The organism is Agrobacterium tumefaciens, assembly GCF_017726655.1.
Lineage (GTDB): Bacteria > Pseudomonadota > Alphaproteobacteria > Rhizobiales > Rhizobiaceae > Agrobacterium > Agrobacterium tumefaciens_B.
Genome location: NZ_CP072309.1, coordinates 1,112,501 through 1,124,864 on the forward strand (window position 1 = coordinate 1,112,501; position 12,364 = coordinate 1,124,864).

The 12,364-nt window shown below is 57.2% G+C and carries 7 protein-coding genes, 1 tRNA gene, 2 rRNA genes and 1 pseudogene (1 of these 11 only partly in view); all 11 read left to right on the top strand.

Annotation, left to right across the window (positions count from 1 at the left end; translation table 11 throughout):
- Positions 1 to 2,107 (top strand): 23S ribosomal RNA (locus AT6N2_RS19350); it begins 699 nt to the left of the window's first position.
- A gap of 271 nt (positions 2,108 to 2,378) precedes the next feature.
- A 5S ribosomal RNA gene (gene rrf, locus AT6N2_RS19355) occupies positions 2,379 to 2,493 on the top strand.
- A 216-nt stretch (positions 2,494 to 2,709) separates the two neighbouring features.
- Positions 2,710 to 2,786 (top strand) — tRNA-Met (locus AT6N2_RS19360).
- Positions 2,787 to 2,905: 119 nt separating this feature from the next.
- A pseudogene (locus tag AT6N2_RS19365) lies at positions 2,906 to 4,158 on the top strand (IS3 family transposase).
- Positions 4,159 to 4,261: 103 nt separating this feature from the next.
- Entirely contained in the window at positions 4,262 to 6,664 is a 2,403-nt protein-coding gene (locus AT6N2_RS19370) for an FdhF/YdeP family oxidoreductase (RefSeq protein ID WP_209090829.1), read from the top strand.
- An 18-nt stretch (positions 6,665 to 6,682) separates the two neighbouring features.
- The gene (locus AT6N2_RS19375; RefSeq protein ID WP_425292750.1) at positions 6,683 to 7,288 is read left to right on the top strand and encodes a c-type cytochrome; all 606 of its coding nucleotides are present in this window, start codon (positions 6,683 to 6,685) and stop codon (positions 7,286 to 7,288) included.
- A gap of 53 nt (positions 7,289 to 7,341) precedes the next feature.
- A complete protein-coding gene (gene coxB / locus AT6N2_RS19380; RefSeq protein WP_209090831.1) occupies positions 7,342 to 8,277 on the top strand; it encodes a cytochrome c oxidase subunit II in 936 nt (311 codons plus the stop codon).
- A gap of 26 nt (positions 8,278 to 8,303) precedes the next feature.
- A complete protein-coding gene (gene ctaD / locus AT6N2_RS19385) occupies positions 8,304 to 10,187 on the top strand; it encodes a cytochrome c oxidase subunit I (protein WP_425292758.1) in 1,884 nt (627 codons plus the stop codon).
- A complete protein-coding gene (locus AT6N2_RS19390; RefSeq protein ID WP_209090833.1) occupies positions 10,184 to 10,786 on the top strand; it encodes a cytochrome c oxidase subunit 3 in 603 nt (200 codons plus the stop codon). The genes ctaD and AT6N2_RS19390 overlap by 4 nt, the downstream gene beginning before the upstream one ends.
- Positions 10,787 to 11,081: 295 nt before the next feature.
- Positions 11,082 to 11,975 (top strand): cytochrome c oxidase assembly protein, encoded by an 894-nt coding sequence (locus AT6N2_RS19395; RefSeq protein ID WP_209090835.1) that lies wholly within the window; start codon positions 11,082 to 11,084, stop codon positions 11,973 to 11,975.
- Entirely contained in the window at positions 11,950 to 12,363 is a 414-nt protein-coding gene (locus AT6N2_RS19400; RefSeq protein WP_209090837.1) for a c-type cytochrome, read from the top strand. The genes AT6N2_RS19395 and AT6N2_RS19400 overlap by 26 nt, the downstream gene beginning before the upstream one ends.
- Position 12,364 lies beyond the last annotated feature (1 nt).

Sequence of the window (12,364 nt, forward strand, 5' to 3'; positions counted from 1 at the left end):
ATTAGACCCGAAACCGAGTGATCTAGCCATGAGCAGGCTGAAGGTTGGGTAACACCAACTGGAGGGCCGAACCCATAACTGTTGCAATAGTTCGGGATGACTTGTGGCTAGGGGTGAAAGGCCAATCAAACTCGGAAATAGCTGGTTCTCCGCGAAATCTATTTAGGTAGAGCGTCGACCGAATACCCTCGGGGGTAGAGCACTGGATGGGCTATGGGGACTCACCGTCTTACTGATCCTAACCAAACTCCGAATACCGAGGAGTACTAGTCGGCAGACACACGGCGGGTGCTAACGTCCGTCGTGAAAAGGGCAACAACCCTGACCTCCAGCTAAGGTCCCCAAGTCATGGCTAAGTGGGAAAGGATGTGAGGATCCCAAAACAACCAGGATGTTGGCTTAGAAGCAGCCATCATTTAAAGAAAGCGTAACAGCTCACTGGTCTAAATAAGGGTCTTTGCGCCGAAAATGTAACGGGGCTAAAGCCATGCACCGAAGCTGAGGATTGTAGCAACCTTTGGGTTGCCGCAGTGGTAGCGGAGCGTTCCGTAAGTCTGTGAAGGCGGACCCGTGAGGGCTGCTGGAGATATCGGAAGTGCGAATGTTGACATGAGTAACGATAAAGGGAGTGAGAGACTCCCTCGCCGAAAGACCAAGGGTTCCTGCTTAAAGTTAATCTGAGCAGGGTTAGCCGGCCCCTAAGACGAGGCGGACACGCGTAGTCGATGGGAACCACGTTAATATTCGTGGGCCTGGTGGTAGTGACGGATCTCGTGTGTTGTTCAACCTTATTGGATTGGTTGGGCGGCGAAGAGGTTCCAGGAAATAGCTCCACCGTATAGACCGTACCCGAAACCGACACAGGTGGTCAGGTAGAGTATACCAAGGCGCTTGAGAGAACTATGTTGAAGGAACTCGGCAAATTGCACGCGTAACTTCGGAAGAAGCGTGACCCTTTTGTACGCAAGTATGATGGGGTGGCACAGACCAGGGGGTAGCGACTGTTTATCAAAAACACAGGGCTCTGCGAAGTAGCAATACGACGTATAGGGTCTGACGCCTGCCCGGTGCTGGAAGGTTAAAGGGAGGGGTGCAAGCTCTGAACTGAAGCCCCAGTAAACGGCGGCCGTAACTATAACGGTCCTAAGGTAGCGAAATTCCTTGTCGGGTAAGTTCCGACCTGCACGAATGGCGTAACGACTTCCCCGCTGTCTCCAACATAGACTCAGTGAAATTGAATTCCCCGTGAAGATGCGGGGTTCCTGCGGTCAGACGGAAAGACCCCGTGCACCTTTACTATAGCTTTACACTGGCATTCGCCAAGGCATGTGTAGGATAGGTGGTAGGCTTTGAAGCATGGACGCCAGTCTGTGTGGAGCCATCCTTGAAATACCACCCTTATCTTCGTGGATGTCTAACCGCGGTCCGTTATCCGGATCCGGGACAGTGTATGGTGGGTAGTTTGACTGGGGCGGTCGCCTCCGAAAGAGTAACGGAGGCGCGCGATGGTTAGCTCAGACCGGTCGGAAATCGGTCGTCGAGTGCAATGGCATAAGCTAGCCTGACTGCGAGACTGACAAGTCGAGCAGAGACGAAAGTCGGTCATAGTGATCCGGTGGTCCCGTGTGGAAGGGCCATCGCTCAACGGATAAAAGGTACGCCGGGGATAACAGGCTGATGACCCCCAAGAGTCCATATCGACGGGGTTGTTTGGCACCTCGATGTCGACTCATCGCATCCTGGGGCTGGAGCAGGTCCCAAGGGTATGGCTGTTCGCCATTTAAAGCGGTACGTGAGTTGGGTTCAGAACGTCGTGAGACAGTTCGGTCCCTATCTGCCGTGGGTGTAGGAATATTGACAGGATCTGTCCCTAGTACGAGAGGACCGGGATGGACGTATCTCTGGTGGATCTGTTGTCCTGCCAAGGGCATAGCAGAGTAGCTATATACGGAATGGATAACCGCTGAAGGCATCTAAGCGGGAAACCAACCTGAAAACGAGTGTTCCCTATCAGAGCCGTGGAAGACGACCACGTTGATAGGACGGGTGTGGAAGCACAGCAATGTGTGAAGCTTACCGTTACTAATAGCTCGATCGACTTCTTCGTTCCCATTGATTATGTTCATCAAGCCAAGCTCGATGATCTGTTCTGTCTTCACGCTGACGTGGCCTTCGGCCACTACGCTGCAGACGGCGCGCCGTCAGGGTATTTTGCCAAGGCAAAAACCAGAGGCGACGGACTAGCGTCCTGTATCGGTGCCACGCTCGATCTCGAGCAACGGTGGAATACGGATCGGTCACAGAAAGACGTGTAAATTAAAACGAAGCGCAAGCTTCCCAGCTTCTCGAAAACAACTTTCGTTGTTGCGTTTTGCCGACCTGGTGGTTATCGCGGGGCGGCTGCACCCGTTCCCATTCCGAACACGGCCGTGAAACGCCCCAGCGCCAATGGTACTTCGTCTCAAGACGCGGGAGAGTAGGTCGCTGCCAGGTCTGCAAAACGCAACACAAAATCTTCTCAAATCACCAAAATGGGCCAATGCCCAAATCAAAAAGGCCGCTCAAGCGGCCTTTGTGCTATAACAGGCACAAATGATAATGCGTCCCTTACAGGAGATAAATTGCTGTGCAATTTACTCCGAAAGAAATCCGTCGTCGCTAAAGCAACGACGTAGACGCGACATTCGGCTTTGCCGAATGCGCTGGTAACGCGGGGTGGAGCAGCCCGGTAGCTCGTCAGGCTCATAACCTGAAGGCCGCAGGTTCAAATCCTGCCCCCGCAACCAAATCAAATTGCGATACCAAATCGCGCGCATCAGCCGTACCAACTGGGCGGCTTTTTGCGTTCGGGCCATGAATGACTTTGCCCCGTTGAAATAATCAATTTTGAACTAAGCTCTGGCCCATTGAGAAGACCAGAAAAAAGCACACTCGTTTCGCAGACGGACAGATCATCGGCCTTCTGAAGGAGCACGATGCGGCTCCGCCGGCCTCGGAACTCTGCCCAAGCACGGCGTCAGCGATGCCAGCATCTATAATTGTAGAGAAAACTCAGTGGCTTGGACGTATTCGAAGCCAAGCGCCTGAAGACGCTTGAAGACGAGAACGCGAAGCTGAAGCGGCTTCTGGCGTACGCGATGCTCAACAATGCAGCTTTGAAAGATCTTTTTGGAAACAAGTGGTGACCCCCGCAGCCAGGCGGAAAGCTGTCGTGCATCGGACGGTTCACCACGAGATGAGCGAACGGCGGGCGTGTAAAGCAATGGGCTTTAGCCGAATGACAATCCGCTAGGAAATCAGGCGCAGCGACGATGATCGTCTTCGCGAGCAAATGAAAGCATTGGCGCATGAACTCCGCCGCTCCGGATATCGACGCATTCACGTGCTTCTCAGGCGTCCGGGACACCTTGTAAACCACAAGAAGCTCTTCCGGCTGTATCGGAAGGAGAAGCTGGCGGTGCGCAAGCGCGGCGGCTGGAAACGAGCAATCGGCACTCCTGCGCCGATACTGGTCCCGAAGACGGCCACTGATCTCCTGTCGCTGGACTTCGTGTCGGATCAGCTCACGATGGCCGCAGGCTCCGGGCGCCAGCGATCGTTGATGATCGCACTAGAGAATGCCTGGGCAACGGCGCCGATACATCGCTCTCGGCCCTACGGGTTGCTCGTCAGCTGGATCGGATCATCGAGGGACGGGGCAAGCCGAAGATGATCGTCAGCGAAAATTGCAGTGCGTTCACCGGCAACGCGATCCTGCAATGAGCCGACCGGGCAACAGTAAAGTGGCACCACATCGCACCGGCAAGCCGATCCAGGACGCCTTCATCGAAAGCTTCAAGGTGTTGCTGCGAGATGAGTTCCTGAATGAAACGCTCTTCTCGTCACTAAGCCATGCTCGATTAGCGCTTTAGACTGGCGCAGCGATTACAACGATCACCGACCGCATTCCGGCCCCGGCTGGATGACACCTGCCGAGACCACCCAGACCATCAACCCGGGACGTGATACGGTGCTGCGCAGCCGGAATGGTTCCTCATTGCCACCGGCCGTTACCGCCCTAAATACGGAACCCAAGACCGCTGGAGCGAATTCAAAGCTGGACGAAACTTGCGGGCGCGTCAGTCCGCCACCAGCTTATGCTCATTTGGGTCGGGATGACGTCACACGGATTCACAAATCCCACACGAAAATTTTTCTGCCGAATGGAAACCGGGACCGCTTTCGAAAGTTCGGAAAGGCATCAATCGGGAGTACATCGACCATGACATCGCGGCGCAAAAGAGATCCCGATATTGGTTTCAAGCCGGGTCCGGCCGGTGGTTGGGGGTCAGCGAAGTCGGTTGGGGAGGTGTTGATGCGGGAGCATGTTCCTCTTTCAGGCGCGACATTGCTGAAGCACCAGAACAAGCCTCAGGGGTATATGTGCGTCAGCTGTGCCTGGGCGAAGCCGGCAAAAACCCACCCTTTGGAATTTTGTGAAAACGGTGCGAAGGCCACCGCGTGGGAAGTGACGAACCGTCGTGCCGACAGGGAATTTTTTGAAAAACACACCTTGGCAGAGCTGGAGAGCTGGCGCGATCACGACCTGGAGGAACAGGGGAGGCTCACCCACCCGATGCGTTGGGATGCGTCGTCCGACAAATATCTTCCGGTCAGTTGGGAGGAAGCATTCGACGAAATCGGCCGGGAATTGCGAGCGATCGCCCCCGAACAGGCCGAGTTTTACACCTCCGGCCGCGCGTCGCTCGAAGCATCCTACATGTACCAGCTTTTTGCCCGCATTTATGGCAGCAACAATCTGCCGGATTCCTCGAACATGTGTCACGAGAGCTCGTCCGTTGGACTGCCCGAAAGCATTGGCGCGTCTGTCGGAACCGCGGTCCTTTCCGACTTTGAGAATTGCGACTGCATCTTCTATATCGCGCAGAATGTTGCGACCTCCTCACCCCGCCTTCTTCATGATCTCCAGGACGCGGTGGATCGCGGCGTCAAAATCCTGACGTTTAATATGCTGCGCGAACCCGGGTTGGAGCGCTTCGTCAACCCGCAGTCGCCCGCCCAGATGCTTGCGACACCGGCCACACCCATTTCCACGAAGTATTATCAGGTGAAGAACGGCGGCGATATTGCTGCGCTATTCGGTATCTGCAAAGCCCTCATCGAAGCCGACGACGCCTTCCAGGCGCGCGGAGACAGCAAGGTCTCCGGTTCCGACGCACAACCGCGAGACCCGGAAAATGCAGCAACCGTCGCCTTCGCGGCCTCCATTGCCGCAGCCGACAGGAAGAACGTTCTCGATCATGACTTTCTCGCGGAGCACACCGCCGGTTTTGAGGAATTCGCAGAGGTAGCCCGCAGCTACGGCTGGGAGGAACTGGAGCGCGTTTCGGGTCTGGCCCGCAAAGAAATGATGGAGGCAGCCTCGATCTATGCCGAATCCAACGCGGTGATGATGGTCTATGGCATGGGCCTTACCCAACATCTGATGGGCGTCGAAAATGTGCACATGGTCGCAAATCTTGCTCTGCTGCGGGGGAACATCGGCAAGCCCGGCGCAAACATCTGTGCGGTCCGGGGGCATTCCAATGTCCAGGGGCAGCGAACTGTTGGCATCACCGAAAAACCGGGCCTGGTTCCCCTGGACAAGCTGGCGGAACTTTATGATTTTGAGCCTCCGACCTGGGAGGGCCACTCGACGGTCGACAGCTGCAAATCCATCCTTTCTGGGGAAACAAGGGCATTTGTCAGCCTCGGGGGCAATTTTCTGCGCGCCGCGCCAGAGACGGATGCCATGGAGGCGGCGTGGCGGAACTTGCGGCTGACGGTGCAGATCGCCACGAAGCTCAATCGCAGTCACGTCATTCACGGCGAGATTGCTTACCTGCTTCCCTGTCTTGGGCGTATCGAAATCGACGACCAGGCTACAGGCCCGCAGGCTGTTTCCATGGAAAGCTCCGTTGCCCATTTCCATGGCTCGAGAGGAAGATCGAAACCGGCAAGCCCGGAGTTGCGGTCAGAGCCTGCGATCATCGCCGGAATGGCGCTGGCGACGCTCACGCGCGGCGATGTTCCCTGGAAACAATGGGTGGATGATTACGCGCTCATCCGCGACGCCATAGAGGAGACCTATCCAGAGACGTTCAAAAATTTCAATAAGCGGCTTTTCCAGCCCGGTGGAATTCCGCGTCCCTTACCAGCGCGCGAACGCAAATGGGTGACGAAAAGTGGCAAGGCGAATTTTCTCACACCGGACCGCCTTTTTCCGGAGTTTCCGTTTGACGCCGCGGCATCGGATGTCCTCCACCTTGCTACGCTTCGATCCAACGACCAGTTTAACACGACGGTTTACGGTTACAGCGACCGGTTCCGTGGCGTGGAGGGAACACGTCAGGTCATTTTCATGAACGCCGACGATATCGCGCTGCTCGGTTTTGCCGATGGTGATATCGTTGATATCGTCACGGCGATCGAGCCGGAGACGGTGCGGGCTGTGCGCGGCTTTCGGATTGTCACCTATGACATCCCTTCCGGCTGTTGCGCTGCCTATTTTCCGGAAACCAACCCCCTGTTTCCGCTCGCTCACCACAGCCCCAAGGCCAAGACCCCGTCTTACAAGCTGCTGCCGGTCCGACTGGAGCCATCAACAACTGTTCCGAACAATTGAGGATTGTCGAGGTGCAGCATGGGGAGGACGACAGAACGCGCGACTCTTTCCGGCATGGTTTTCTGGTCGGGTCTGGGAATGGTGGCGGTCGGTGTTGCAGCGATCATCGGGTACTGGCGGGAGCCCCGTGTGTTTCGCGGCGATCCTCCGATAATGTCCGCGCTCAACCAGCTCCGCTTTATGCCTGTTCCCGTTTCCGGCGCGCCTCCCGAAGTCTATTTCGCCCTTGGGAAACCGTTCGAACGCACAGCCTATGATCTTTCGCAGGGAAAGCGGCTCTACGGCTGGTTCGGATGCGCGTCATGCCACGCTGAAGGGCAGGGTGGAAAAGGACCTTCCTTTCTGGATGGCGACTGGATTTACGGGCCCTCGATGATGTCTATTGCCGGCTCGATCAGGGATGGTCGCCCCGGTGGAATGCCATCGTTTGGCGACAGGATGACGACAGACCAGATCTGGCAGCTTGCCGGATATGTCAGGACCATTGGTGCCTATTCGGCGAGAGTTTCGGCGCCGGCGCGCAATGATGATCGCCAGACACGGCCCGCGGAAAATCGTGCACCGGCTGCAATTCTCTTCAACGAAGGCAAAGCGTGGAGGAGACCAGAAGGTCCGGTGCCTTGAAGACGCCCGCCGCCCTTCTTGTCGGTCTCACCCTGCTTTCCGGCTGCAGCGGCATGCAGTCGGCATTGCATACCGCAGGGCCCGCTGCCTCTAAGTTGAAAGAACTGATCGTTCTCATCGTCGGCATCAGTGTCGTCGTCTGGATCCTCGTCGTTTGCATTCTGGTCTGGGCGCTGCTGCGGCATCGCAAGAAGGTCACCGCCGAGGACCCGCACAACCAGAGGAGGCTGTCGATCGTGGTCGCGGTTGCGGTTGCCGCCACCACATTTATTGTCGCGGGCTTGACTGTCGCGAGCTTTTTGACCACGCGGGCGTTGGATGTCAACGACGACGCCGCTGTAACGATCCGGGTCCGTGCCCAGCAATGGTGGTGGCAGTTCGTTTATGAAGCGAAGGGTTCCGATCAGTCGTTTCAGACCGCAAATGAGATGCATATTCCTGTTGGCCGCACTATCCGCGTGATGCTTGAAAGTGCCGATGTCATTCATTCCTTCTGGGTGCCGAGCCTGGCAGGCAAGATGGACCTGGTGCCGGGCCGCGAGAATATGCTGACATTTCGGGCCGATAGACCAGGTGTTTATCGAGGTCAATGCGCTGAATTCTGCGGGCTCCAACATAGTCATATGGCCTTCATGGTGATTGCCGAGGAGGAGGCTGACTATCGCCGCTGGACTGAACGACAAAAGGATGATGCGTTACCGCCGGACAGTGCGGAAGCGCGGGCCGGCATGGCCGTCTTCATGGGCAGGCAATGTGCCGCCTGCCATACGATCAGGGGAACGCCTGCCGCCGGTCTAAACGGTCCCGACCTTACTCATGTTGGCAGTCGGCAAACGATCGGAGCAGGTCTTTTGGCAACAACCAGGGGCTCGTTTGCAGCCTGGATCACCGAACCGCAAACGCTGAAACCCGGCAACAACATGCCTTTGGTTCCGTTGACCGGCGAGGAGTTGAGGCAGGTATCCGCCTATATGGAGGGGCTCAAATGATGCCCGACGAAAGAGCTCCTGCGGTCATGGATAGTCATCTGTCGGCGTCGCAACTCGACGAAAAGTTACACAAGACCTGGGATCCCCGTCCTGGATTCTGGGGCGCAATCGCCACCGTCGATCACAAGGTCATTGCAAGAAGATACATTGTCACGGCTTTTGTATTCCTCATCCTGGGCGGGATACTCGCGCTCGTGATGCGCGTACAGCTTGCTACGCCCGAAGCCCGCTTCATCGATCCGGATCGCTATAATCAGATTTTCACGATGCACGGCGCAAACATGATGTTCCTTTTCGCCGTGCCTGTCATGGAAGCGATGGCGGTCTATTTCGTGCCGCTAATGGTGGGAACCCGCAATATCGCCTTTCCCCGGCTCAATGCCTACTCTTATTGGGTATTCCTTGTGGGCGGGCTGCTCCTGTGGTTGTCGTTCCTGCTCGACAGCGCACCCGACGTTGGCTGGTTTGCCTATGTTCCGCTTGCGGGCCCCGAATATGGGGCCGGAAAGCGGGCGGATATCTGGGCGCAGATGATTACCTTTACCGAGCTTTCCGCCCTTTCGATTGCGGTCGAGATTGTCGTGACTGTCTTCAAGCAGCGGGCGCCCGGAATGTCACTCGACCGCATCCCGCTGCTCGTCTGGTCTATGTTGGTAATGGCATTTCTCGTCATCATCGCCATGCCGGCGATCATGTTTGCCAGCTCAACACTGATAATGGACAGGCTGGTGGGCACCCATTTCTACAATCCCGCCGAGGGCGGAGACGCGCTTCTCTGGCAGCATGTCTTCTGGTTTTTTGGCCATCCTGAGGTCTACATCATCTTTCTTCCCGCCGTCGGAATGGTATCCACCATTCTGCCCGCTTTCGTTGGCCGACCGGTCTTCGGATATCTCGCGATGGTCATGGCGCTGATTTCGACCGGTGTCCTCTCTTTCGGTCTCTGGGTCCACCACATGTTCGTCGCTGGTCTGCCAAAGCTTGGCGAAAGTTTCTTCACGGCGTCGAGCATGGCGATTTCCGTACCGGCAGGCGTCCAGATTTTCTGTTGGCTGGCCACATTATGGGCGGGGCGCCCCGTCTTCAAGACACCGCTTCTGTTCATCCTAGGGTTTATCGTGACCTTCGTGATCGGCGGGCTGACGGGCGTCATGGTCGCATCGGTGCCTTTTGATACCCAGGTTCACGATACCTACTTCGTGGTCGCTCACTTCCATTACGTCCTGATCGGCGGCGCGGTCTTCCCGTTGATCGCGGCCGTCTATTACTGGTTTCCGAAAATGACAGGACGCATGATGAGCGAAAAACTCGGCCGCCTCAGCTTCTGGATGATTTTCATCGGCTTCCACCTGACCTTCTTCCCGATGCATATGCTCGGACTTCTTGGAATGCCGCGACGGGTCTACACCTATCAACCGGAATTGCCGTGGGCCGGTCTCAATTTTTTCGTGAGCCTGAGCGCATTTTTGCTGGCGGCCGGGTTCCTTGTCTTCTTCATCGATGTTGTGAGGAGTTTCCACACGGGAAGACCTGCCGGAGACAATCCCTGGGGGGCGGCGACACTTGAATGGGCGACGACGTCACCGCCTCCTTCATTCAATTTCCGCTCCATTCCCGTCGTCCAAAACCGCGACCCTCTATGGGCGGCTCGGACTGAGTTTCCTGTTGCTGTCGGCCTGCGGGCAGATCGCCGTGAAATTCTGGTCACCAGCGTGGGCGAAGCACAGCCCGAGGCACGGGAAGCCTCGCCGACCGACTCCGTGTGGCCCTTCTGGGCGGCCATTGCGACCTCGATCATGCTTATCTGGTCGATGTTTTCCGCCTGGGCAGTCGTGTGGGGGTCGATCCCGATTGCAATCGCGCTTATCGGCTGGTTCTGGCCGAAGGGAACGGCGGAGGAAGAATCGTGAAAGAGCGTGCTGTTCTCGACGTGTCGAAGCTACCAATCTCTGGAACGGGCACAGCAAGCCCTGCCTGGTGGGGAACATGCGCGTTCATGTTGATTGAAGGAACGGGCTTTTCCCTGGCGATCGCCGTCTATCTCTATCTGATGAGCCTTGCGCCCCGCTGGCCCATCGACGCGCCAGTGCCCGACTTGAACGCCGGGCTCATTTTGACGGCGGTTCTTATCCTCAGCGTCATCCCTAACATGATGGTCGCGCGGTGGGCCCGCCAGCGCCAGCTCGGCCACGTTCGGGTCGGGCTCGTGGTCATGTCTGCGGCTGGCATCGCCCTCATCTGCCTGCGGGCGTTCGAATTCCCGGCCCTTCAGGTGAAATGGGACGACAACGCCTATGGCTCTATCGTCTGGACGATACTTGGGCTGCACACGACCCACATTCTCACAGACCTTATCGATACGATCGTCCTCACCTGCCTGATGTTCACCCGGCACGGAGATAGTCCGCGCCGCTACGGGGACGTGCAGGACAATGCCCTCTACTGGAACTTCGTCGTCGTTACCTGGCTACCGCTCTATCTCTGCATTTACTGGATACCGCGGCTATGACATCAAGGTTCGCAAATTATGCGAGGCTGTTTTTCGCTCCAGTGGCCTGGCTGCTCAACACCCAACTCGGTCAAGTACTGCCTCCGGCAGACTGCGCCATCGCTGTGAACGTCACGGCGGCCGTCTCATTCGGCTGCGCTGTGGTCGCACTTGCGTCGGCTGTTATCGCGCAAGGAAGGAGAGGTGTTGAGACGTCGCGGCTTTCCTTGTTCATCGCGTCGTTGAGTGTGCTCATCGCCCTTATTTTTGCTTTTGCGCTTCTTCTGCAAGGGACAGCATCATTGCTGCTAAGCCCATGCGCGCGTTGACACTGATCATCGTGGTTCTCGCCAGCGCCAGCCCGATTGCAGCGCATCAGGGAGAGGAGCACGCATCCGCGGCGACATGGACATTCGATGCCTGGATCGTCAGTCCGATCATCCTTTCGGCCGTGCTCGCCGGTGCGGGTTTCCTTCGGCTGCGACGCCGATCGGGGAAAAGCCGGGAAATGACTAAATCCGCTCTGGCTTTCTACAGCGGCCTGCTTGTCCTTGTTGCAGCCCTTGTCTCGCCCATCCATTTCATGGGCGAACATCTTTTCACATTCCATATGATCGAACATGAGCTGGTCATGGCGGTTGCCGCGCCGCTAATCGTCCTTGCCCGGCCCGTTGGCTTCATCCTCTGGAGCGTGCCCAGGCGTGTCCGCCACCTCATCGCGGCTGGCATGACCGCAAAGCCGGTCCGGGCATCGTGGAACCTGCTTGCCGGCGGGGCGGTTGCGACAACGCTGCACGGTGCCGCCATTTGGGTCTGGCACGCGCCGGACATATTCGATGCGACGGTTACGGACGTGACGCTGCACCGGCTGCAGCATCTTTCCTTTTTCCTGACGGCGATCCTGTTTTGGTGGTCCGTGCTCTGGCGCTCTGGGAAGGGAGTGGCAGCCTGGCATCTATTCGTGACGATGATGCACACGAGCATTCTGGGTGCGTTGATCGCCCTTGCGCCCCGGGTCTTTTACGTGTCGCAAACGGAGGCCGCGCCCGCATGGGGTCTGACGCCGTTTGAGGATCAACAGCTAGCCGGCCTTCTGATGTGGGTGCCGGGCGGCATCATCTATGCGGGAGCGGCACTCATGATGATGGCAGCGTGGATTTCACGCTCCAGCAAGCGAGGTGGTTATGACAGTCACGCTCCTGCCGTTTAAAGCTGGCCTCGTCATTTCTGCGGTTTTGACAACCGCGGTTCTCACCGGCGTCGCCGTCGCCATCGTCAAGGACGGGTCGCAGAGAAGTGCGGTCGCGACAGCGATGACTGGCGGGGATGAAACGCTCGCGCCCGCAATTTTTCGCCGCTACGGCTGTAGCGGGTGCCATACGATTCCCGGCGTTGCGGGCGCCGATGGGAAGGTGGGCGGCGAACTGACCATGGTTCGGGAACGGGTCTATATTGGCGACGGTCTCAACAACACCCCGGACAATCTCGTCCGCTGGATCGTGTCTCCAACGGATTTTTCCAAGCGGACGGCGATGCCCGAGACAGGGATAACTGAAACCGAGGCGCGGCATGTTGCTGCCTACCTTTATGCCAGATGAC